Source organism: Dyadobacter jejuensis, assembly GCF_003149085.1.
Lineage (GTDB): Bacteria > Bacteroidota > Bacteroidia > Cytophagales > Spirosomataceae > Dyadobacter > Dyadobacter jejuensis.
Genome location: NZ_QGDT01000006.1, coordinates 250,582 through 275,758 on the forward strand (window position 1 = coordinate 250,582; position 25,177 = coordinate 275,758).

The window sequence follows — 25,177 nt, forward strand, 5'->3', positions numbered from 1 at the left end:
TCAAATTACAAAAAGCCTCATAAAATACCAGATTTCACCTTTGTGGTAGATATATCGTCGAGCAGGGCTACCGCACCAAGCAAGGCAATATTTTCGTTTCTCGACATTTTAATATGGAGCCTTTCCAGGGTATTAGGATAAGCAAAGCTTTGTAGGCTCTCCAACATACTGGATTGAAACAAGGCCTGTGCCTTGGCCAAGGAGCCCCCGATTACAATAGCCTCGGGATCGAAGGCATACAAAAGCACTTTGATAGCAGAAGCCAAGTGCCCCCCAAAGGCTTTCCATGCTTCTATGGCCTGCCGGTCGCCCTCCAAGGCCCGAGAATGAGCCAAAAATGCACCCATCCCCATCTCTCTTTCAAAAAACCGATTGCTGGCATATTCTTCCAAAATGGAGTCATGATAAGGCAGCATCCCAATTTCACCGGCTCCACAGTTATGCCCCGAATAGAGGCGGTTGTTAGTAATAATCCCAGAGCCTAGCCCTGTGCCAATGGCCAGGCCGATCAGGGAGCTAAAGCCTTGCATCTGTCCGTAGCGATGCTCTCCTAAGGCGAAGCAATTGACGTCGTTATTGATGGCCACGGGAATGTGAAACTCCTCCTCCAATATTTCCCGTAGCGCCACTTCCTCCCAGGAGGGAATATTCATGACATGATATACAATCCCTTGTGCTACATCCACCACCGAGGGCACCCCAATACCTATGCCGTCTACTCCGTCCTGAATCAAAGGACGGATGAGACCAATGAGCTGGGCTAGCGTTGCATCCAAGCTATCTTTCTGCTCCAACAACAGCTGTCGCTGAACCATTATAACCCCGTTTTGCACCAGCCCAGCACGAATATTGGTTCCTCCTATGTCTACACCTATCTTCATCGAATCTTTATTAACCATTTTATGCCATACAACTCCCTACCCATAACCATACAGGTTAAGGAATAAAAAAAGCTACGGTACCTATTACTTGAACTCCTTATTTTGTTTCTAATTCACAAACCATGCCTCCTTTTCCACTGCGGTCGAAGGCCCTAAGCTTCACCTTACCCGATACGGCAACGGGCTCGGTGTACAACGCCGAGGAAACGGTGGGCTCGGTCCCATCGGTGGTATAGCGTATGGCAAGGCCGGGAAGGGCTATGTTAGCATGAAGCATCTCACCTTCTATTTTGGCTCCGGGAGTTGGCACACGATAGTGGTATCCCCCATTGAGGTAGCTCAACCGAGGCATATGTATCTGAGCCATAGAATTGGCAAAAATATTCCACCCTGCCTGGGTCATCTTTTGTCTTTGAGCATCGTTGGCCACCGACTCCCAGGGACGCTCTGCCGCCCAGCTGCTTTCGGCAAAGCCGAGTAATTTGGGAAGGGTAGCATATTCCATCATATCACGTCCTTTTATCGTTTCGCTCCATAGCTGCGACTCTACGCCAATGATATGCTTTCTGGCACTCGACTTCAGCAGCTCCTTGCCTACGAACTCCTCTTTCATAGGCTTACCCATGGCCGTCTCTTCGGTGGTGCGGAACATATTGAAGGGTGCAAACAACCAGTTATCCCTGGAGTTAACGAAGCCGGCCCAGTACAAGCCTGGTTCCTTAGGATCGTTGCTATAGGACATGTCGAAATAGAAGTTGGTAACATTGCACAACACGACATCATATCCTGCATTGGCAAGCCGGTTACCCAAATCGACATCATAAACATTATTCCATACATAAGGGACCACCTGATGCCCTACAAAGGCCGGGTTGACCTCATACGTTCCATCGGGTTGCTTGTTGAGGGCCACTTCCTCCCAGCCATGCACCTTTAGGTTTCTTTTTTCTAATCTCGGCAAAAGCCTCGAAAAGAAATAAGCCTGTAATTTCTTGACCCCACCTATCTCTGGATGTTCTTTAAGAAGCTTCGCTACCATCGGCGACTTACTCCAAGCCCCTTCGGCCACCTCATCTCCACCGGTATGGAAGGTATCCATCGTGAGCCCAGCTTGCTCATAAAGCTTGGCCATCTCATCGACCACCTTCTCAAAGAAATGGTAGCTCGATTCCCGAGCCACATTCACTACATTATTTTTGTAGGCCTGGGCCGACAAATACTCTGACTTATCGTCTGGGTCTATCAGGCGAAATTCGTTAGCTTCCTTCTCTTTACCCTCTTTCATCAACCGCTCATAGCGCGCTTCCATGGCTTTAATAGCCGCCAAAGCATGGCCCGGAAAGTTGAGTTCGGGTATAATCTTGATATGACGCTCGTGGGCGTATTTAAGTATTTCTATAAAGTCGGCCTTGGTATAAAACCCACTGCCATGCTTGCCTTCGTCGTAGGCTACCGGGCCAGAGCCATAGCCTGGCTGCAGCGCAGAGGCATTCATACCCGCCACATGTTGCCGCTGACCACCCACCTCTGTCAGTTCAGGGAGTCCGTCTATCTCCACTCTCCACCCTTCATCTTCGGTGGTATATAGGAGCATATGGTTCACTTTATAGCTGGACAGTAGGTCTAAAATCCGCATCACCGACTCCTTGGTTTGGAAGTTACGGGCTACGTCTAAGTGCATGCTTCGAAATGGAAACCTTGGTGCATCTTCTACCGAAACTGCTGGGATCAACAGCTCCTTGGATTTTTTCTGATAAACGTCCAGTGGGATCAGCTGTGCCAAGCTCTGTATTCCGTAAAACACCCCGGCAGGGTCGTTCCCAGCAATTCGGATTCCGTTGGTGTCGACAGTCAGCTGATAAGCTTCCTTGCCCTTGATCTTCCCTGGCGCTAGCTTCAGCTGCACGCCGCCTTGGGCATCAGCCGAGCTTTTCTCGGTTGTAAAATTCGTACCTGAAGCCTCTTTGAGCTTGGCCGCCAGATAAGCCGCCTCTTTTTCCAATCCCACCTCAAAGTATATCTTGGCCGAACTTAGAAGGGTATAGGCCCCCTGACCCCGACTCATCTTGACAGGGGAGGGGATGATAGGCAGCAATTCCTGCGCAGTGAGGGTAGAAAGATATGAATTTTCTTCGAAGCGGTTCTCGGCTGTAGGTAAGGACTTTAGGTCCATGGCTCCCCGAAGAATCTGCTCTTTGTCGGTAAAAGGCTCTACCCTAAAATCGGCCACTTGTACAATTTCCTCCTCTTTGCCTGCCTCATCGTAATACACAAAATAGAGGCCCATCGGAGCGTCGGACTCTTTAATAATGCCTTCGGTGCCCCAATAGCCGATCTGAATAGAGTCGCCTGGCTGGAGCGTAAAGCCCGCATTGGGTACTAGCTTGTACCAGTCTCCATTGATATGCTCCACATTGGCGGCCTCAGGCTCCTGGTTAGGATGGATAGGCCTAGGTGACATATTAAAAAATAAAGCCCAATTTTTATCGTCGAGAGCAAAGTCACTATGATTGGTGAGTGTGAACCTAGCCTTAAAACTGCCTTCAGGTTCAATGAAATTGCTCAACACCTTCCATGATACCCCGATATTTCGTCCCTCCGTGCCGGTGCCCGACTTGGAACAGCTGCCTAAAACAGCCAAGAATAATACGAGTAAAAGGTTTATTTTCTTCATAAGTTGTAGTACTAAAAGTAAGATGTCAGTAGGGTACTCCCATCGGATACATCCGAATATCAATAGTACTTTGAAATAAGACAATGATACTATTGTAGAATGATAATTTGGGAATTCTGTTAAAAAATGAGCAACACTTGGTTTCAGCCCGCTTAGGGAATAGTCCATTCCTATGGCTAATCGGTACTCTTTAAAACCTCCCTACATGTCTCAAATCACAAAAAGCACCCGACTCCTCTCGCTAGATACCCTCCGTGGCTATACCATTGCGGCCATGATACTGGTCAACTTCCCTGGCAGCGAGAGTTTCGTATACCACCCCTTTCAGCATTCGCATTGGAATGGCCTGACTTTCACCGACCTGATTGCCCCCACCTTTCTGTTCATAGTAGGTGTATCTATTGCCTTAGCTTATACTCCTAAGCTAAACCTCCAAAGGACCTATCTACCAGAAAATAGTAATACGCTCCTTGAAAATATTCGCTGTGGGGATGTTCCTCAACCTGCTGCCCGACTTTAATGTTGCAGAGCTGCGGTACACAGGCACCTTACACCGAATCGCCATCGTATTTATGGTGAGTGCCATCTTATTCCTCAACAGCAACTGGCGCCAGCAGGTTGCCGTGGCTTTGTCGATACTGGTGGGCTATCACCTGGCGATGAACTATATCCCTACCCCAGGCACGGGACAGGTATTGCTGGAGCCTGGCCGTAACTTAGCGGCATGGATAGACCAACAGTATCTTCCTGGCACCATGTGGCAGGGCAATTGGGATCCAGAAGGGATATTGAGTACCTTCCCTTCTATAGCGACCTGTATCTCGGGGATGGTGGTGGGGCGACTTTTACTAAAAAAAGAAAGTCCGAGCCTGATCGCCAATCGGCTGATGGCCCTCGGCTTGGCTGGCATAGTGGGAGGCTATGTATGGAGCCTGAGTTTTCCGATTAACGAAAACTTATGGTCGAGCTCCTTTGTAGTACTCACCAGCGGCTTCGCTACTTTGCTGCTGGGAGCGGTATATTTTGTAGTGGATATTCTTAACAGAAAGAAAGGAACAAGGCCCGGCGTTATTTTTGGTGCCAATGCCATAGCCGTCTATGTGTTGGCCGACCTATGGGCTTTAATTTTTTACCTCCTACCTATAGGCGATAAAACCATCAATGCGCATGTTGTAGACTGGGCCATTGGTATCGGCCTTGCTCCTCCCTTCGCGAGTTTCTGTTATGCCTTGGCATTTGTGGGACTCAACTTTATCCCTGCCTATTTATTATACAAGAAAAAAATCTTTATTAAAATGTAGTGTGCTGGGTATAAAAACAGGACCTTATTTCCGAACCAACTCATAGGTATGCGTCACAGGCTTGTTGGATGCATATACCTCCGTAACCAGATCGGTGAGTGCCGCCTTGATAGTGCTTTCATTTAACTTATTTTCCAGATACGACTTATACTGTGACTTATGATATTGATAAGTACCCGTTCCCTCCTCATACTTGTCATTTAACCGCTTCGTTAAGGCCGCCTCCCGCTGGTCCATGGGGGCCGTCTTAAGTGAATCGGTCAAATGATGTATTTCTATGCTCACGATATTTCGGTATTTCAGCTGGTTACGCCTGTACTCCGCATAGAGATCCCGGATTTTGGCTGCTCTCTGATACTGAGGAGTCTTATTTTCTAGGGCTAGATTGACCCCCTTCTTCAACTCCTGAGAAGGATAAGTACCCACGAGCACCTGGTCTATCAGGAGGTCATACTCCCCCGTGGCAAGGTCTTCTACCTGCAAAATTTCCTGATTGAGCCGGTCGGTAAAAGGTACGAGCGACAAGGCAGCCAGCGCATCCTGGCCAACTGGGAAAGGCAGCGCCTCTTCCTTGGCCTCAAACTGAAGGCCATTTTTACTATAGGCTACGTTTTCAATGGTGCAGTTCAGGCTATTTGAATTTCTTTTGGCGGCTTTTTTATGGACCACCATTTTAGAGACATAAGGACTGGCACCTGTCGATTTCAAAAATTCATAAGCCATTATCAAATGCCCCGGACTTCCAGGATGTACCCTGTCATTGCCAATAATAGTGGCCGTTTTATCCTTTTCTTGTACTTTTTTATTGACCTCCAAAAGCGTCGTCCAATAGTCGACGGTTGGCAACTGGTACTTTTTGGCCAGCTCTTCACCATAATCCGCACATTTCCTTAAGGCTTCATTCACCCCGAAAAAATTCTCGGTAGGTAGGTCGCCCGTCTGATCGTATATGGTGGGGTTCTCGATGATCACCTTACGCCCATTTTCTAATAGCCGTGCTACCACCAATTCCAGATTCTTACGATATTTATCCAACGCCTGGGCTTGCTTTTCTTTTATCCCCGGCTCGTTTTGGCGCGACTTCGCATACAGACTCCTGCTGACGTCATTCATCCCGATCATCAACACCGACCAAGAGGGGTTATGTACCAGTATATCGCTGTCCATCCGGTTCAGAATACCCTGCGTTACATCACCCGATATGCCACAGTTCACAAACTTCACCTTACGCTCTGGATAGCGGGTAGCATAAAACAAATTGATATAATTGTAGAACAGCGCATTATTGGTAATACTATTGCCTACAAAGCATACCGTATCGCCATCTTTAAAAATAGGTTCTGTTTTGTTCTGAGAGAATACCTGAACTGGTACTAAAAAAAGTAAAACGGCAATTCTGAATAAAGTCCTCTTAAAAATGTATTTCATATGGTTAACTTAAATGATGGCAATTAAATTGGAGACAGTGGCCAAACTTATTTTGAGCGTCCTTGACTATGCTATGATTATTGCTCCACTGCTCCATTGGGGCAATATATTTTGGAAATTCACAAAACCATTGCCGCCTGTCGCTTCGCCGCAGGGCAGAATATTGTCGGCATATAAGCAGACAAGCCTTACCTCTGAGAGGCTATCCATAGAAAGGGCCTATTAGCGAACATATAACCTTTTAATGACAAGAAATAGGAAGGCCGAGCCTTTCGACCTAGCCTTCCTATGGTCTTTTTACCTATTCGGTTATTGTAATCTGAACGGTTCGTACGACCTCTCTATCGCCATAAACATTGGTAGAGGCGGCCACGAAAGTAGCATTATACGTACCAGGGGCCGAATAGCTGTATTCGTAGTTCTCCAACCTAGTGTCCAGGCCTTTAAGGTGCTGACCTACGTCGGGGGTGACTTTTGTTAAGTCGACTGGGCCCATGAGGGTCCAGGATTCGGCAGGGAGCGTGGCATTGGCAGCCGAAGTAGCCCCTGTAATGATCAACCTGTTGCTACTTAGCCCCCATGTGTAGCCGCTACTGATCCAATAAGACGCCCAACCGGGACTATAATTGGTGGACACGCCATAATTAGATATGGCCGTATTGGTCATATTGGCCAAGGTATAGCTGGTACCGTCCGACAGCACATTCTTCAATGTCAAATCCGATATCGTCCATTTATTCTGGATGGACCCTGGCGTTGCCAGGTATTTAAATCCAATAAAAACGGGTTGACCTTCCTGGGCATATTCGGAGAGGTCCAGTGCACCAGAGGACACTTTGGTGCCAGTCGACAGCGTGGCTGGGCCCGTAATGTCGGTCCAGCTAGCCTCCGTAATGCTCTTTTGGGTGGCTTCATAATCCCCGACGGTTATCCCAGGAAAATCAGTAGACAACATCAGTCTTAAGGACCCTTCCTGTTTGCCATTCTCCCTTAGGGTACTAAACTGTAGCTGAGGAGTTCCATCGGCGGTAGCCCTTCCTGCAAATTCATGTCTTTTGCCGAGCTCGCCCGAAAAGAAATAAATACGATCGGGGTTGCCCTCAAAATTGAAATTAACGACCTCTCCCACTTTATAACTTACCTTTTCGGTAGTCACTTGTAGTTCGGGCAAGGCCACTTTATCGACGCTGCAAGCCCCTACTGTTAAGGAAGCCACCGCCATGGTGATCTTGAGTATATTTTTCATAAGACGATTGTTTACCAGCCAGGGTTTTGAGTTAATAACTTATTCAAATTCATCTCCCTCAAAGGAATAGGGTAGTAATAATGTTGCTCGGTCACGTTGTCTAACGGCAAAGTAGCCCTGGTCACGATGGTGGCATTGGTTTCTGTATCCCTGATATACTTAGCCAGGTCTTTCATGGTAGGGATCAAGATCCCCCAACGTTTAAGATCCTGTTTCCTCAACCCTTCAAAACACAACTCGAGGCTTCTTTCATCTTGCAATATTTTTCTGAAGGTATCCTTCGATGCTACGTCGCTGATCAACGGAGCCTGCGCCCTTTCCCGTACCTGGTTCAAATAGCCCAAAGCCTTTAGAGAAGGACCATTCACTTCATTTTCGGCTTCTGCCGCCATCAGCAATACGTCGGCATAGCGCAATAGTGGATAGTTGGTCCCATTGGCCCTTTTTTGCTTGTTGGCACTAAGCTCGTACTCCCGACGATACTTACCTATATAGCGGCTGTTGGTCGCTTTCGTGCTGTCGAAGTATCTTTTCTCAGGAGGATTGGAATTATATACAAAATCGTAAGGAGCTATGGCCCAGTCGCGCCGGGTATCCAAGGTATCGTATTTATTCCATAGCGCACCGTATACCTTAAAGGTACCCGTTGCCGCTCCATATTCCAGAATATTCTGATAAATCCCATTGGTATTACCCATTTCTCCAAATTCATAATAGGAGTCACTAGCACCCGTAGTCCTAAACCCAATTTCCCAAATGCTTTCTTTGGTGTCGTATTTGTCTTGAATCAGATTGATAAAAACCTGAGAATAGTCTGGATTTAAAGTATGAAAACCTTGCTGAATTACCTTTTCCGACCATTTTAGGGCGTCTGCATACTTCTCGGTCCGGTTGTTGGGGAAGCCTGCCATATAGAGACTCACCCTGGCGAGCATTCCCTGAACAGCCGATTTACTGGCATGTTCGGCATAGTCGTAGCTGGTGATAGGGGCCACCATGGCTTCGGCCTCTACCATTTCATCATAAATAAAGTCATAGATCTCGTCGGAAGAAACCCGGGGATAGAACAGGTCGGAAGCCGAAGCGGTAGCGGTCGTTTTGAAGGGCACATCCCCGAAATTCTGCACCAACATAAAGTAGTAGTAGGCGCGTAAAAACTTGGCTTCCCCCTTGATCACCATCCTTCTGGAGTCGTCCATGTCGGCATCGTCTATCTTGTCTAGGAGCATATTGGCGCGTTCGATGCCCTCATACATTTGTTTCCAAAAAGAGCTGATACGGGTATCACTAGAATAAAAGGAGTTCACCCAAGGCCCTATGGTGCCGAATGCCCACATCTCGTCGGCGGTATCGAATAGGGTACACAAGTTCGTGGCATAATTATAGTCCATCCTATCGTACACCCCCGTAAGGGCTAGGGTACACTGCTCTTCATTGCTGAAATAGTATTCGGACGCTATAAAGTCTACCGGAACCGTATCCAAAGTACAAGAGCTGACGAATAAGCCACAGTAGATGATGAAGATTGATATTATTTTTTTCATATCAAATTAGTTTTAAAATGAAACATTTAGCCCTAAAACAATGCTCTTAGCCCGCGGATATGGGGAATAGTCGAATCCGGGAGTAAGGGCCGAATTACGGGTAGAAACCTCTGGGTCCATGCCAGTATAGCGGGTCCAGGTAAATAGATTTTGAGCCGTACAATACAACCTTAGGGACTTAATTTTGCGGGCTGCCAGTCTACTCGTTGGGAAGTTATAGCCCAAGGAAACCGTCTTAAAACGAAGATAAGAAGCGTCCTCTACATAGCGGCTGCCGTAGCCCGCCGTAGTACCTTGCCCATTGATCCGTGGATAAATGCCATCCGGGTTCTCTTCCGTCCAACGGTTGGCATAGGTGGCATAATAATTGGTATTTCCAACCGTATAGGCCCCGCCTTCAAACTGGTTTCTGTTGGCATTAAAGGCATCGTTGCCGACTGAAAACTGGAAGAATACGTTCAAATCAAAATTATGATACATAAAATTATTGTTGAAGCCTCCAATAAAGTCGGGGTTCGGGTTTCCGATAATGGTCAGGTCGGCACTGTTTACCTCTAAGTCACCGTTAAGATCCCGGAACTTGGCATCTCCCGGCTTAATAGACGCCCGGGCATTGCCATTGGTAGGCACATCATCCTTTAAGATATAGTTCCCGTTGGTCAGCTGGTTGAAGTCGTCGTAGCCATAAAGCCCATCGCTCAACAGACCGTAAAGCATGGCGATAGGTTGTCCGATTTTAGCGATGTAGATCGGCGTTACACTATAGCCCGAAGCGGTGCTCCCAATCACCGAAGTCATCGACTCCTGGTTGTCGGTCAACGCCAGTACCTTATTTCTGTTAAAAGAGATATTGAAGCTGGAGTTCCAGGTAAATTTCTCCGACTGTATATTGGTCGTATTTAAGGTCAATTCCAATCCACTATTCGATACGGAACCTATATTTTTATAGGTAGCGGTATATCCCGACGTATAGGGAATTTGAGCATTTAAGAGCAAGTCTTTCGTCTTTTTGTGGTATATGTCTCCAGTAAAAGAGATCCTGTTCTTCAGTATAGCAAGGTCTATCCCGGCATTGAACTGGTTGGTCGTCTCCCATTTCAATGCCGCATTGCCTAAGGCAGTCGCTCTGGAGCCTGCCGATGGCGTAGCATTTCCGAAGGAGTAATCGTTATAAGACGAGGAGATCGACGACATATAAGCAAAGTCACTCACCCGGTTATTCCCCGTGGCACCATAACTGAGCCTCACTTTGGCATCATTGACAAGCCCTATTTTTTTCATAAAAGGCTCATCACTGAGGCGATAGGCGAAGGCTGCCGAAGGGAAGTAGCCCCAACGGTTTTCGGGTGCCAACTTCGAGGATCCATCGGCCCGCATGGAGGCCGTCAGCAAGTACCGCGACTTAAAGGTATAATTGACCCTTCCCAAAAAGGAATTAAGTCTCCATAGGGAACTACTCGCATCTACCCGGGTAGGAGCTCCTTCGTCTAAGGCATTCATTCCCAAATCCTCATTGGTGATCATCACCACGGTAGCGCCAAACCTTTCGTATTTACCCATTTGTTGGGTAAAACCACCCACTACATTCAGGTTATGGTTTTTATTGAATTTTTTGGTCCAGGTAAGCGTATTTTCATTGGAAAGGCTGGTAGAGGTCGTCATCGACTGATTTCCGTTAATCCCCTTATAGGAAGGAGAGGCGATATTACCTGTCGCTGTATTCGAATTATAGAAGTTATCGTATCGGTAGGTCGCACGGTTCAGCCCTCCGGTAACCCGCAGCTTAAGGCCGGCGGCGAGGGTATAAGACATATACCCGCTGCTCATCAGACTATTGGAAAAATTCTCTCTATGGGTATTGGTCAGCTGGATATAGGGGTTAATCCGATAATCTTGAGCCGGATTAACGGCCGGATCGAGCACGTCGACATCAAGGTTGACGTTGGGCTCGGGGAATACGGGTCTATAGGACCAGATACTATAAATAATACCCGCAGAGCCACCTCCCTGCGCCGCTACCAGTCCATAACTTTTGGTATCACTATAATTGGTATTGATACCAAATGACAAGCGGTTGTTGATCTGCTGATCCAATGTAAACCGCCCCTGCCATCTTCTGAAACCGGTATTGATAAATATACCTTTTTGGTCAAAATAAGAGGTGGAAACGGAGTACTTGCTGTTAGGATTTCCCCCCCGCACCGAAATGCTATGGTTTTGCATGGGGGCCGCCTGCAGGGATTTTTCGTACCAATCTACCTTTTCTACATTTCTATAATCTTCTAGGGTCATCTCCGGGTCGATCAGATACCGGTCATTGGACTCCGTGGGTGCCCGCTCCAGCTGTAGCTTTACGAACTCATAAGGGCTCATAGAAGGAATACGCTTGATATCCCTCTGAATGCCCACATAGCCATCGTAGCTTACCACTGGGGCTCCTGCCTTTCCTTTTTTGGTGGTGATCATGATCACCCCATTGGCGCCCCGTGCTCCATAAATGGCCGTCGAGGAAGCGTCTTTTAATATATCGATACTTTCAATCTCCGCCGGGTTGATGGTATTATTATCGTTGCTCTCTAGGGGAAAACCATCCACTACGTAAAGGGGTGAGTTATCCTGAGTAAGGGAGTTGGACCCTCTAATGACGATATTGGGCAAGGATCCCGGCTGGCCATCGCTGGAAGAGACATTCACCCCAGCCACGCGCCCGGCTAGAGCGTCGTCGAAGGACTTCACTGCCGCTTTCTGCATATCCTTTACGTTTGCCTGGCCCACCGAGCCCGTCAGGTCCTTGCGGTTCACGGTTCCGTATCCGATTACCACCACTTCTTCCAGCGACTTATCATCGATCTTTAGCTTGACATTTACCGTAGTTTGGCTCCCCAAGGCAATTTCTTGAGAGATATACCCTACGAATGAAAATACCAGCACCGCATCGCTATCGGGAACATCGAGTTGAAAATTCCCTTTGGTATCGGTAATGGTTCCTTGTTGGGTTCCTTTCAACACCACGCTTACACCAGGTAGCACTCCGCCGTCCTCTTCGGTAACCTTCCCTTTTATGGATCTAGTCTGTTGCTCAGGAGCAGGGTCTATCCTTTCGGTTCCCTTGGGTTTCTCGGCCTTTTCTAGGACGATCTGCCGACCAGAAACCTCATATTGCAGTTGTAAAGGCACCAATACCTTTTCCAAAACCTCTTTCAAGGACGATTTGGATACATTGAGGTTGACCCGGCGGTCGGCATCTATCATTTTGGAGCTGTATACAAACTTAATGTCCGAATTCTTCTCCAGAATGACAAGGGCATCCTTAATCTTCTGGTTGGTTATCCGGATCGTAATGGTTTGATTCAAAACGTCCTGTGCCCGTATGGTTGTGGCCGACACCATGCCGACAAACACGACGCTGAGCACGAGTTGATAATAGGTGAGCTTCATCATAGTCCACAACAGTTGTTGTAATCTTTGTGTTTTTTGCATAATTTTGTGCGTTAAAATTTGGTGATTTTGACACGACAATCCGGTCATCCGCCAAGATGATTTCGGATCGGGGGGCTGGTGAAGCGCGAACTTTACCAGCCTCTTTTTTTGGTGTAATAAATTGATTTAGGTTCTATTTCATGGGATGGTTTGGTAAAAGGTTAAAGGGTTTAGGTTTAGGTATAAAATCATTCACAACCATCGCCAGTGATGGTTATAATTCCGTTTTGCTCCGAATATTTAGCTCCTACAGCCTTGCAAAGTAGGTGCAGCTTTTTTTGGAAAGGCTCCCCCGTCAGCTGCGCAGTGATGGGACATTTAGACATAACGGTATAGTCATATACGAAACGCACTTGGTACGCCTTTTCAAGTTCTTTAAAAATCTCGGTAATGGGCGTTTCCACATAGTCGAAGTCCATCTGCCTAAGCTCTTCTGGTATATCTACCGCCTTTGGCTCCCGTTTTGCGGGCAGCGCTACTAACTTAATTTCCTTATTGACAAAGCGCGCTTCTTGATCGGGGTGCAGGACCAAGCCTTCTAGCTCAGTGCCACCCTTAGGCTTCTGGGCTTCGGTCCCCTCCGCCTGAAATACCGATACGCGTCCGGTTTTGACCGACACACTCACTTCATCGTCGTCCTGATAGGCCCTCACATTAAAGCTAGTCCCTAATACCTTCGTTGTAAGCCGCTGGGCAAATACATAAAAGGGTTTCTGTGGATCCTTGGCCACTTCAAAAAAGGCCTCCCCACTCAAGGTGATCTCTCGGCTATCGGCCCCAAACTGACTGGGATAGGTAAGCCTACTCCCTTTACTGAGGGTTACCGAGCTGCCGTCGGGCAAGTTCACCAGCATGGCCCTTTGCGACTCATTATTAACTTCCTTGGTCGTAATCTCCTCTACGACTGCTGTGGCAAAAGGACTGAGCTCCATAGGCGACAATGCCTGCTCTTTCTGCATATACCAACCTGCCACCAACAAAATACCCGCTACAGCAGCGGCCATAGACCAATAGGACCGAAAACCCCAAGACAGGCGAGGCCCCGATGGATTCTCTAATCGTTCAATTCTACTAAAAACAGATTCCTTGATAGAATGAATCCGCTCCTCGGATAGGTCGGGAGTGGGGAGGTCTGTGGCCTTCAGCACCAGTTTCCTGGCCGCCTCTAGGTCATTTCTTTTGTAGGGATGGCGCTCAAGCCAATTTTGCCAAAAAGTTTCTGCGGATATATTGGTCGAAAGAACCCATAAAATGAAAAAATCATCTTGGGCTAAATCTTCAACATTATAATTCAAATAGTCCTTCATTGGTATTTTACTGAGAAAATATTGCTCTTATACTACATAGAGCGACTATTTTCATTTTACTACCAAAGAAATGTGTTTTTTTTATAATATTTTTTCAAACATCACCTGAAGCATTAAAAACATATAGACTAAATTCTTCCTGAGCTTGGTCAGGGCATTCTGTAGGGTGTTAGCGATTGTCTGATCTTTGAGGTCGAGCAAAAGGGCAATTTCCCTAATTTTCATATTCGAGTAATATTTGAGGGTTACGACCTCACGCTCCCTGTCCGACAAGGTATTAAGGGATTCCGAAATACTCCTTTTCTGCTGCTGCTCGGTTTCGGTCGACACCCATTGCTGCTCTATAGAGTCCTGAGGATTCATCAACCATTCCATTTCGGAAGCCTCCGTTTGCACGGTACCCCGATGAGGCATCTGCTTCATGATGGCCCTGCGCAGGCAGCTGTAAAGGTAAAACTTCACCTGTACCTTCCGCGATAAGTTCTTACGGTATTGCCATACATCCACAAAAACGTCCTGAATGGCGTCTTCAATGAGCTCTAAATTTCCTGTAATACCATAGCCATACGTAATAAGCTCCTTGGCATAAATATCAAAGATGGCACTTAACGCACTTTTATCATCATCGATGATGCTGCTCCACAGCGCCTGATCCTGATCGCTTACCGCTTTTTCGTTAAGGAAATACTGCATATTTATATATTTTGTATAAATATAACTGGATATATTTATAAGTCAAATTCGCTATACGAATCATCATATAGGGAATATGATTGTAACTATTACTCTACTATTACTCTACTATTGCTAATTTCATCTATGGTCCACCTGCAGCAGGGCCGTAGGTATTTACCCTAATTAGGCCCACAAACTTCGAGAAGGATAAGGATCATCGCAGCGATAAGGCTTCGATTTCAGAGTCGGTCAGGGCCCGGTCATATACCGCGAGCCCCCCAATAAGTCCTTTAAAGAAATTACCCATTCCTCTTTTAAGTAAAACGGCCCCCACCGTAAAATCAGAACCATTATTGCCCATACCATCGGGGAAGGCATAGGGGTTTTTCTGCTGTACCAAGCCATCGGGATAGCCCTCAAAGCCCTTAGTATGGTCTATCAGCTCGGGTTCGCTAGAAAGGAAAACCCCATTCACAAACGATTTGATCCGTTGACCATCATAGGTCATGGCCACACAAGTCCATACCTCTTTAGGAACCTCCTGCTTGCTTGTCGAATAATCGATACTATATGGGAACGGAGGGGTTGGCCTACCGGTATTTGAAATATGCCCACACACCCGGCTCATCCCGTTATAATAGGGTAACGACACGAATAAGCCATACTGGCGTTTTCCCCCATCTTGATATTCATTCCACATACCGCCTACGAAGGCATTATGCTGGCCCGACCATTTCACCCAAGCCAATACCGTAACCCCTTGTTGGGGGCCATAAAGGTTCAATTCCTTGGTTTGGGCATTGGTCAGGCTTAGGAACTTGTCCCCATCCAGCTGCAAGGAAAACCCTGACAGCGGCCCTTCATTGCTTCTTGGTATTTCTCCGGCCATTTCTTTTAAGGGAAAGTTGCCCGCTCCTATTGCCTTTCTGTCCTGACCGGGCAGCTCGTCAAACTTCCATAATGCAAGGAAACCTTTAGTGGCTTGAATGCGCTTAATGAGTTTTTTGTTGGGTTTCTCCCTGGAGATTTGTGCCTGGACGCCCGACGAGCGTAACAGGGGGAGTGCTAGTAAAATGAGAATTGTTAATCTTAAGGAAAGGTACTTCATCATCATTATTTTTAAGGTATAGGAACGTCAATCACCCTACCAGTTTTAGAAGGAAACTTCGCAGGAATTTAAAGGATCGGCTGATACTACTGGGATCGACGGTTATACTTCAACCACTGTATCCCATGGCAACACAGCCCAGATCCTTATTTTAGAAAAGGCTTATGAATCTTTGTTAATAAAAAAAATTCAAGAGTTACTTTACTCTATTCAAGTGAGCGGGTTTATTTTTATAAGACGAATAGATAGGTACTATCCCCCCCGCGTCAAAAGCATCATCGTGCCAGAAACTACCCCCTTCAGTGCACCATATTAACCCTATAAGTCCTCAACTCGGCCAATACAGTGTCTTCGGATAGAGATAGGGCCTATCCAACAGAAATAGGGGTCTTCCTATTTTTGAGACCAAAAAGGTAAGGCGGCATCCGGAGATGAAAAAAAAATGATAGGAAATCAGCTAATTCTTATTGTAATTTCCAGACTAACTAAACGGTCCTATATGAAATTCACAAGCAGAGGTCCAGGCCATTGCGCCTCAATCGGTCCGGCTACATTCAGCTATGTGGCCATCCTAAGCGGTCTGCTCTCGATGCTGCTACTGGGCTCTTGTATGAACCCGGCGGTACTCACCACCAGCCAGTCGGTGAAGGATATTCCGCAACTCGCCTACTTCCCCTCCCTAGCGTATATCCAGCATATCGAAAAGGGCAACCAAGCTCAGTTTAACGATTCATTATCGTCCATTACCGCTTATAAGCTCGACTCCCTTCTGGGCAGCCATAGCAGCACCTATCATTTGTCCGAGTCCATTTGGCCTGCTGACGGCTTCATCAAAATGAAAACGGAAATAGAGATCAACCAACTCATACAAATGGTACGTGCCAAGCGCAACCTAAATGCCATACCCCTGCCACCGACCTTAGATTCGCTTATGGAAGCTAGGGATCAACGGTACGCCATGGCGGTCATTGGTGCGGGTTTCGGCCGGGTAAAGGGGAATTTTCGCGGCCAGCTCGCCAAAGGTGTTGGCATAGGAATCCTCACCCTAGGCATGTACGCTCCCGTCCCTGTCAAATCCAATCTTTCACTCTTTACGCTGGTAATAGATGCACAAGAGAATAAAGTGGTCTATTACCGTCGCAGCACCCCGGTAGAAAAATCACCCACTTCGACAGACGTAATTCATCGGGAATTGACCGGGCTGCTGAACAAAACATTTCAATAGCCTTCGTCTTAGAAATGGAAAGCTTATCATTTTAGCCTAAAATACCCTACGTGTGCAAATAAAAACCCCGTCTCCAGAGTACCGATACACTGGGGACGGGGTCCATTCAATTCAAATAAAACTAACTATTACAAGGCTTACTCCCAACCGGGATTTTGCTTGAGTTCAACGCCTGCTTCTTGGTAAAGCTTAATCTGATCCAGTGGTAGGGGCGAAAGATATACCTTAGGGTCCAAAAACAACCTTTGAGACTCTGGCTTAGAAGCGGGAATGATATACCCCTCGGCGGCTCCACCTTCTATAATGGCATCGGTATTAGGATAGTCCGACTTCTTGATCCAGGCGCCTCTATTAATGTCAGCATTGGCTTTGGTGTCGGTATAATCCAACTTTTTCCAACGGATCAGGTCATTAAGTCTAAAGCCTTCCATCATCAACTCTACCCGTCTTTCGCGACGGATCTCCCAGAGCATGGCCGGAACCGAAGGGTCACGGGACGGATCGTCATACACCACCCCATTGACCGCCGGCGCACCGCCTATCACTTCTAGGGCAGGCATGGCCACTCCCGGGCGGCTCCTGATTTTATTGATCGACTTATCCAAATCGGCCTGAGTTAATAAGCCAAGCTCCGCCACGGCCTCGGCATAATTGAGCAACACCTCGGCATAGCGAATGACGGGCCCATCGGTCTGGTTTAAGGAACCACTGCCTTCGGGCAATTCTTTGGTGTCCTCATTCAGAAACTTATGGGTAGCATACCCGCTCGACGAGGCATTGGGCGCATATTTGCTAACCCGGAGAACGTCTACGAAGGTGGCTTTGATCCTAGGGTCCCGATCGGTCATTACCGCCTGGATCGACTTATCTCCTGCATACAACGGCGAAATCCCAATGGGTTTTCCATCTTTGCTCAGATAACTCTCTATGGCGTTCTTAGAGGGCCCCGACTGTGGCTCCTTATTATTATAGCTATTTAGGCTATGGGTCAGCTGGCCGGTCTCATATTTCCGATATAAGATAACCCCTTTGGAACTGGCCAGGCTAAGCGAAGTGAACAAGGCACGGTAAGGATCTAAAGTGCTGTACCTTCCCGACTCAATGACCTGATTGGCGGCCCAACGCGCCGCTTCCAAATAGGTGTTCGACCGTGCTTGGTCGAGACCGTGGTACTTTTGGTAGGTTCCTTCATAAAGCATGATACGCGACATAAAGGCCTGCACCACCGATCTGTTGACCACCAGACCTTTTTCTCCATCGTCGACGCGCACGTTCTCGGCAGCATATTGCAGATCGGCCAAGACCTGGTCCATTACAAAACCACGGGAGTCCCGGGGTTTATACAAATTGGCTTGGTCTGTTTCTTCTAGCACCTGGTCGTAATATGGCACATCTCCGAATTCTTTAACAAGGTCGTGGTACTCCAAGGCCCTGAAGAACCGAGCGACTCCGCTCCAATGCGCCTTGGCGGCATCGTCCATAGGAACCGTTTGAATTCTATTCAAAAACAGATTGGCTTTACGCACCCAGGCGAAGGTCCAAGAAGTTCCCGAGGCACTGGCAGGCACATTCCTGGTAAACTGTGAAGGGCTGTAGGGGGCAAAGTCATCGTTAAGACTCTGTCCTGAAAAGTATTTTCCCCAGGTAAAGCCCGATCCATACCCTGAGAAATAGGCAGGATAAAAGGCCCAAGCGAAGGTCCTTACATTCTTTTCGTTGGTCCAATAGGTGTCGTCAGTAAGGGCATCTAAGGGTTCCCTGGTCAGGAAGTCCTCTTTACAGCCAGTGGCCGCCAGCAGCGACACACAAAGTATAAAAAATATCTTTTTCATAATCATAATAGGGATAAGCAATTAGAGTGTTAACTGAAGACCCATCGACACCGTGCGACGGTAGGGATAGACCCGGCCGAAGGTAGCACTGGCGATGGAAGGCGTACGGTAATCGACCTCGGGATCTATGGGGACCTTCAAATGATCTATTTCAAATAGGTTTTCCCCGTTGATATAGATGCGCAGGTTCTGCACCTTAATTTTCTCTAATAAGCGGGCAGGAACCCGGTAGCCGAAATTCACACTCTTAAAACGGAGATAAGCCATATTGAGCAAGTATCGGTCCTGGATACGGAAGTTCTGGGCATTATTGGACTGGCCTGTATTGGCGGGGCGTGGATAATAAGCGTCCAGATTTTCTGGCGTCCAGTAGTCCATCTGATGCGCGTACATGGCGTCGCTGGGGTTGTTGCCAGGAATAAATATAGACCCTGCCGCCCATAGGTCACGCTTGCCTACTCCCTGCACGAAAGCATTAAGATCAAAACCTTTCCAGTCGGCACCCAGCCGTACCCCATACTGGTAGCGAGGGGTAGTGTTGCCTATGACGGTCAGGTCCCCATGGTCGTCTAGGCTGCTACTTCCTGTAAATATGGTTCCGTCACCGTTGAGGTCCTTGTACTTCACGTCGCCAGGGCCATAGTAGAATGTACCTGTTTCATGTTTGGACTGGGTGGGCACTCCGTCGTTCATGATATAGCGTCCCGAAGCATCTGTGGCCAGGCTGCCATCCGCATTTTGCTGAAAGTCGTCTTTGGTAAAGAAACGATCGGTACGATAGCCCCAGATCTCTCCGAGTGTTTTTCCCTCGTAATTTCCATTGACCAAGTTTCCATCAAACTTGGTGATCTTCTCCTGAAAGTCAGAGAAAGAGAGCCCCAGACTGAAATTGAGGCCATTGGACAGGCTATGCTTGTAGTCTACCGACACTTCCCAACCCGTCGTCTGCATCTCCCCATAGTTGCGGCGAGGGGCACTGGCACCAAAGCTCGTAGGGAGTACCACCCCGCCGGTAATCATATTGCTGGTGGTACGTTGATACCAGTCGTACGTTACGTTCAGCCTATTTTTGAATAGACTCGCATCCACACCGAAGTCAAGGGTACTGATTTTCTCCCAAGTTAAAGAAGGAGGTACTAGAGAGGGAGTCGACACCGTCAGCATATTGCTAGAGCCTACCCACCAGTTGGAACCCGAAGAGCCCATGGTAGGCCTAAAAGTGGTACTTCCCACGTCGGTATTCCCCAGAGAACCCCACGAAGCACGTATTTTTAGGTTATCGAGTACTGGCTTACTAAAGTCCATAAAAGACTCTTTGGTCAGAATATAACCCGCCGATACCGAGGGAAAGAAAGCCCACTGGCTACCCGAAGGGAAGAAGGAAGAGCCGTCGTAGCGACCGTTGGCCTCCAATAATAGCTTGTCGGCAAAGGTATAGTTGACACGGGCAAAATATCCTTGTGTGGCCCAATGCCCCCGTGATCCTCCAGCATACTGATCGCCAGTAGCCAGAGAGAGCTCGCCCAGGTTCATGTCGAGCAAGTCTCTACGTTCGGACGACTGGCTCCAGTTCTTGAACAGGTCGACGTCCATTCCCGCCAAAACCTTAAAGGCATGCTGATTGATATCCTTTACGTAAGTACCAAAAGCCTTGAAAGTATGCATTTCGTCCCAACTGGAATTGTAGCGTACCCGGTCGTAGGAGGCACTGGTATAGGATTCATATTTCAGAGGAACGCCGTTCCATTGATTCCAGGACGTAACGCTCCCCCCCACCTCGCGGTAGTGATCGTTGGTATTGGAATAGGTATAATTGGAGGTGATGGTGAGGTCCTTGCCCAGCTTAAAAGTACCCCCAAGGGTGGCCCGTACAAAATTGGACGTATTATTGTTCATATTAGCCTGCTGCACCTCGGTAACGGCATTCCTGAATGGCTTACCCTCGTAGGTACCATAGGGATATACCGCATGCCAGCGATACAGATAATACAACGGATCGTAAGTGGTGCCACCGAAGGAGAAGGGGGCTTCCACAACGTTTTTGGAAAGCAATAATTTGGCATTCAAGGTGAACCAGTTGTTGAGGTCGGAGTTGATGGTGAACGTGCCGCTATACCGCTTAAAGACGTCCGTTTTCATTTTCAGCACCCCTTCTTGGCCCATATAGCCTAGGCTCACGTTATAGCTCGTCTTATCATTCCCACCACTAAAGCCAAGGTTATGGTTGTTCTGAGGAGCCCAGTTGCGCATATACATCTTGCCGGCATCCCAGGTACGGTAGAAATACAAGCGCCCGTCTTTAATTTCAAAATCGCGGCCTAAGACCATCTCATCGCTCAACTTTTGCCCGCCATATTGGGTCTCCCAGTCACGGATCTTTTGGATACTTTCGTCGGTAAAGTACATCCCTACCGTCCCAAAAGTAGTGAGAGACGGGTTGATCCGCCTCGCAGCAGACAGCGCATACTCAGCCCCTTCGGCTGCAGGAGCAAGCTTAGGCATGTTGGTAGGCGTACTTTGAGAGAAATTTGCCGAATAGGTAATTCGATTCGGGGTATTTTTCTTGCCCGATTTGGAAGTAATCAGGATCACCCCCCAAGCTGCACGGCTTCCGTAGATCGACGTAGAAGCAGCATCTTTCAATACCGATATGGATTGTATATCGTCGGGGTTAACCAACAGCAGACTTTGGATTTCCACATTATCGAGTAATATCAGAGGTTGAGCGCCATTCCCTGCATTAAGCGACCCTACCAACCCCCGTAGCCTGATCTTGGGACTGGAGCCCAGGTCGCCGGTGGTGGTGGTAATGGTGAGTCCTGGCACTGCTCCTTGCAAGGCTCTACCTACGTCGGTTACCGGGCGCGACTCCATGGTTTTCTCGATGTCTACCGTGCTTACGGCCCCCGTTAGATTCGCCTTCTTTTGCGTACCATAGCCTACCACCACTACTTCGTTCAGACTCCTGGTATCCTCCTTAAGCACCACGGACAGGTTCGACTGGTTGCCTATGGGTAGCTCTTGGGTTACAAAGCCTATATACGAAAACACCAAGGTACCACCCTGCTCCGCTAATTCTAGCTGAAACTGCCCTTCTCCATCGGTAAGGGTACCTATAGAGGTTCCTTTTAGTAAGACATTCACGCCGGGTAAAGCCATTTTGTTATCATCCGTAACCTTCCCTCGTATGGTCTGAACCATCATAGTAGGACTGGGCGACTGTAAGGCGACCCCTTGGTCCTTATGCCCCAAGGGAAGCATGGCCTGGGATTTTTCTTTTTTCTGGTATATGACAATACTCTCTTCCGATTCACGATAGGTATATGGAGTCGGTGCCAGTAATGCATCGAGGACCTGTCCTAAAGGAGCCTCTTTAAAACTCCCCGCATGTATCCGTACTTTCCTAACTTCCTTATTATTATAAGTAAAATCGACTTGGCTGACCTTCCCAATTTTCTCTAGTGCCTTTTCGAGGTTAGATTCCTCCAAGCGCACCGTTATTTTTTTCTGAGCAAATCGCTGCCCATACCCATGCTCTGCCAATAGGACCCCGGCCGTTGCCAGCAGAACACAGCATGCTATTAATCCGGTCCGCATGACGCTGATTAGTTTAGTAGTTCTTCTTTTCATACATTAGTATGTTTAATTTTTAAAAATTGAATACTGCAATGCCCGGGTTCCGATCCGTCAAAATTAGTCCCCAGGTATTGACTTTTACTTGAAGCTGGACCTGTTGGCGCAGGTCCGGCTTTACGTTTACAGGCATCCTTTACCGGTTACCATCACCTCCTTTCCAGCAATCCGATAGTCTATTCCCTGAATATCTTTTAGTAAATCCATGACATCTTCTAGGGGTTGGTCCACGCTAAAATGAATGCTACTTTCGCAACTTTGAAAATTCGAATGATCATAAACGATCCGTACTTGATAGGCATTTTCTATGGCCATAATGATATCTTCGAAGGAAACTGATTTTAGAATAATTTTGCCCTTTGTCCAGTTCACGGCGTCCTCCGAGGACACCTCAAGGGCTACTGGCGCTTGGGATATTTTAGAGTATTTCACCTCTTGGTCTTTTTCCAAAACGGTCAAGGCGGTCTCTCCTTGGTAAACAGACACTTTTCCACTTACTACCGTCACGATCTCATGCGACAACTCTTTATAGGCCTTCACCCTAAAGGAGGTCCCCAATACCTTGGTGTTGAGGTGTTGGCTATGTACCGTAAATGGTGCTGTGGTATCCCGCTTAATTTGGAAAAATCCTTCTCCTTCTTCTAGGTACACTTCCCGGGTATCACCAAACTGAGTGGGGTATCGGAATACGCTAGCGGCATTCAGCCACACTTCCGACCCATCGGGTAAGGTGATGTGCTGGGTATGGCCGGCAGGTACCACCACGGCCACCATATCGGAACTGCTGCCCTGCGTATTGAAATACCAGTACAGACCAACCATGACCAATAGCACCACTGAGGCTGCCGAGGAGATCATAACCCACCTAAGTGGCCGTTGCTGCCTTCCCCACCCGAGGGAATGATATATCCTTGTCCTTATTTTATTTTCTTTCTCCAATAGTGGCTCTCCTGCCTTGTCATCCTCAGAGGGTGGCTCCATGCCGAAGCTATTGTACAGATCGTCGATATTCATAGATTACTAACTAGATAAAATGCCGGTGCGCATCCAAATAAAAACACCCCGCTTCTATTTCCATGTCGAATGAAGCGGGGCATCGTACTATAAGGATCGAAATAATTTTTATTTTTTACTAAAACAATCTGCTAATACGCTGATAAAGAACATCTGCGAACTTTAGTCGTCCAGCCCTTTCGTCCGGAGGCGCTTTACCGCACTACTAATCTGGTTTTTAACGGTTTGAACGGACAAGGAAAGTTTATCGGCTATTTCCTTTGGACTTAGCTCTTCCTGTCGGCTAAGCAGGAATATCTGCCTCATGGAGGAGGGCAGGTTATTCACTTCGGCCATCAGATGTTGCTCCAAATCGGAATAGACGAGGGAATCGTAGGTTTCATCCTGAACCGTTTGGCTCGAACGGATTTCTTCATGTACCTTTTGGCGAAATATGTTTTTTCGATGAACATCGATCAAACGATGGGTAAGCATCCCATGCAGATAACCTACAAAAGTGGTATGAATGTCCAACTCGGCCCGCTTTACCCAGATATCGACGAATAAATCGTGTACCAGGTCTTCGGCCAAATCTTCGTCTCCGAGTTTCTTAAAACCAATTTGATAAATCACCTTCCAATAACGGCTATAAAGCACATTGAAGGCCGCTCTATCATCGTCCTCCTTCAAGAGATTTACTAGCGTTATGTCCGATAGATCTTCCAAGTTTTAGGATTAAAAGAAAGAGGTAGTTATGCGCAAAATGGGTGATTAAACCCCTAACTTATAGAAACCTAAAACAACTTACAATAAATACTAGACATAATATACAACACCCCGAAAATCTTATCCCCGACCTGAAGCATTACTTCCCAAAATCCTTCTTGAGGATATGGATATGGGGCCCGAAATATTCCTACCTCCAAGCCCCATACTATACAGGAATTAAAACGTAATTTGACCTCTGATTTCCCCTCCAGGATTCATGGCCGTATGGATATTGACATAATACCTTCCGGCCAACAGATCGGCTTCTTTAATGGCCGTTTCGTCGACCAATACGGTATGGGAAAAGGCTCCCATGGTAGCCATAGGGATCAGGGTTGACATATTCACTTGAACCCCCGCATTCACACCGGCTGCCGCCACCCCATGGATATGCGCACCAGTAGGGGTGCCAGTCAAGCCCTGATACCAAACGGTCAGGCTAAGCATTTTGGTAGTTTTATTGTATACTACATCCATCAGTCCGGTCGCTGTGCTGGCCCCTGCTGGCACCTCCTGAGCGGCGTTTAAAGGTTGATCCATTTTAGTGATCACTTTCATAGGATCATAAAATTCGATTTGTCCGCGAATTTCTCCACCAGGATTCGTCGGCGTGTGAAAATTAAAATAGTAGAGTCCATTCAACAAATCGGCTTCTTTGATGGCTATTTCGTCGACGGTCACCATTCCTGAGTAGGTCCCTGTAACGGCAGCCGGAATCATTGCCCCAAAATTATGCACCACGCCCGCATTAATACCACGTGCGGCAACACCATGGATATGAGCCCCGCTAGGTATTCCAGTCAAATTATTCCAGTTTAAGGTGTAACTTAGTTTTTTGGTACCTTTATCATAAGTAACATCGGCTGTTCCCCATGCCTGCGTGTTCACTCCGGGATTCTCCTGATAGCCCGTTATTTTAAGACCCTTCTGACTGTATTGCATAGGAATGTGATGATCCTGCGTACAGGAAACGACAATACCAATCAACAAAAATAGCGTTAAAAAAATAGAAAAGTTCGACCTCATGGTATAGTGGTTTTAAGTGTAAATATTGATTAAAATTAATAATAATAATTACAATT

The 25,177-nt window shown here is 47.3% G+C and carries 17 protein-coding genes; 3 read left to right on the forward strand and 14 right to left on the reverse strand.

Translation table 11 applies throughout. The features are described 5' to 3' along the window. Positions 1–17 precede the first annotated feature (17 nt). Positions 18–881 carry an ROK family protein gene (locus CLV98_RS13675; protein WP_109674938.1) on the reverse strand — a complete coding sequence of 288 codons (864 nt, stop codon included), beginning with the start codon at positions 879–881 and terminating at the stop codon, positions 18–20. Between the two features lie 97 nt (positions 882–978). Then, positions 979–3,555, reverse strand: coding sequence for a family 20 glycosylhydrolase (locus CLV98_RS13680; protein WP_109674888.1), 2,577 nt, complete (start codon positions 3,553–3,555; stop codon positions 979–981). A 205-nt stretch (positions 3,556–3,760) separates the two neighbouring features. Here CLV98_RS13680 and CLV98_RS24075 point away from each other — a divergent pair, with 205 nt between their 5' ends. Next, positions 3,761–4,075, forward strand: coding sequence for a heparan-alpha-glucosaminide N-acetyltransferase domain-containing protein (locus CLV98_RS24075; RefSeq protein WP_310588721.1), 315 nt, complete (start codon positions 3,761–3,763; stop codon positions 4,073–4,075). Further along, positions 4,026–4,856, forward strand: coding sequence for an acyltransferase family protein (locus CLV98_RS13685; RefSeq protein WP_310588722.1), 831 nt, complete (start codon positions 4,026–4,028; stop codon positions 4,854–4,856). Before CLV98_RS24075 ends, CLV98_RS13685 begins: the two co-directional genes overlap by 50 nt. Positions 4,857–4,880: 24 nt before the next feature. Here the strand turns inward: CLV98_RS13685 and CLV98_RS13690 are convergent, their stop codons facing one another. The 7 genes from CLV98_RS13690 to CLV98_RS13725 all read right to left on the reverse strand — a co-directional run bounded on the left by CLV98_RS13690 (position 4,881) and on the right by CLV98_RS13725 (position 15,650). Then, entirely contained in the window at positions 4,881–6,284 is a 1,404-nt protein-coding gene (locus tag CLV98_RS13690) for an SGNH/GDSL hydrolase family protein (RefSeq protein ID WP_109674889.1), read from the reverse strand. A gap of 301 nt (positions 6,285–6,585) precedes the next feature. Next, positions 6,586–7,530: a DUF5017 domain-containing protein gene (locus tag CLV98_RS13700; protein ID WP_109674891.1), complete on the reverse strand. Its 945-nt coding sequence runs from the start codon at positions 7,528–7,530 to the stop codon at positions 6,586–6,588. Between the two features lie 11 nt (positions 7,531–7,541). Next, positions 7,542–9,074: a RagB/SusD family nutrient uptake outer membrane protein gene (locus CLV98_RS13705; protein WP_109674892.1), complete on the reverse strand. Its 1,533-nt coding sequence runs from the start codon at positions 9,072–9,074 to the stop codon at positions 7,542–7,544. Between the two features lie 12 nt (positions 9,075–9,086). After that, positions 9,087–12,554 carry a TonB-dependent receptor gene (locus CLV98_RS13710; RefSeq protein WP_158281259.1) on the reverse strand — a complete coding sequence of 1,156 codons (3,468 nt, stop codon included), beginning with the start codon at positions 12,552–12,554 and terminating at the stop codon, positions 9,087–9,089. Positions 12,555–12,742: 188 nt separating this feature from the next. Then, entirely contained in the window at positions 12,743–13,861 is a 1,119-nt protein-coding gene (locus CLV98_RS13715; RefSeq protein WP_109674894.1) for a FecR family protein, read from the reverse strand. 81 nt (positions 13,862–13,942) lie between these two features. Next, positions 13,943–14,554 carry an RNA polymerase sigma factor gene (locus CLV98_RS13720; protein ID WP_109674895.1) on the reverse strand — a complete coding sequence of 204 codons (612 nt, stop codon included), beginning with the start codon at positions 14,552–14,554 and terminating at the stop codon, positions 13,943–13,945. Positions 14,555–14,750: 196 nt separating this feature from the next. Continuing rightward, entirely contained in the window at positions 14,751–15,650 is a 900-nt protein-coding gene (locus tag CLV98_RS13725; RefSeq protein ID WP_229203368.1) for a LamG-like jellyroll fold domain-containing protein, read from the reverse strand. 493 nt (positions 15,651–16,143) lie between these two features. Between CLV98_RS13725 and CLV98_RS13730 the strand changes: the two genes are divergently transcribed. After that, positions 16,144–16,869, forward strand: coding sequence for a hypothetical protein (locus CLV98_RS13730; RefSeq protein ID WP_146202280.1), 726 nt, complete (start codon positions 16,144–16,146; stop codon positions 16,867–16,869). 137 nt (positions 16,870–17,006) lie between these two features. Here the strand turns inward: CLV98_RS13730 and CLV98_RS13735 are convergent, their stop codons facing one another. From CLV98_RS13735 to CLV98_RS13755, 5 genes are all read right to left on the reverse strand, one after another. Next, positions 17,007–18,701, reverse strand: coding sequence for a RagB/SusD family nutrient uptake outer membrane protein (locus CLV98_RS13735; protein WP_109674940.1), 1,695 nt, complete (start codon positions 18,699–18,701; stop codon positions 17,007–17,009). 21 nt (positions 18,702–18,722) lie between these two features. Then, complete coding sequence (locus CLV98_RS13740; RefSeq protein ID WP_229203369.1) at positions 18,723–22,331, reverse strand: TonB-dependent receptor; 3,609 nt, start codon at positions 22,329–22,331, stop codon at positions 18,723–18,725. A 126-nt stretch (positions 22,332–22,457) separates the two neighbouring features. After that, positions 22,458–23,348 carry a FecR family protein gene (locus CLV98_RS13745; protein WP_109674897.1) on the reverse strand — a complete coding sequence of 297 codons (891 nt, stop codon included), beginning with the start codon at positions 23,346–23,348 and terminating at the stop codon, positions 22,458–22,460. A 162-nt stretch (positions 23,349–23,510) separates the two neighbouring features. Further along, entirely contained in the window at positions 23,511–24,053 is a 543-nt protein-coding gene (locus CLV98_RS13750; protein ID WP_109674898.1) for an RNA polymerase sigma factor, read from the reverse strand. A 219-nt stretch (positions 24,054–24,272) separates the two neighbouring features. Continuing rightward, positions 24,273–25,121 carry a CHRD domain-containing protein gene (locus CLV98_RS13755; RefSeq protein WP_109674899.1) on the reverse strand — a complete coding sequence of 283 codons (849 nt, stop codon included), beginning with the start codon at positions 25,119–25,121 and terminating at the stop codon, positions 24,273–24,275. Positions 25,122–25,177 lie beyond the last annotated feature (56 nt).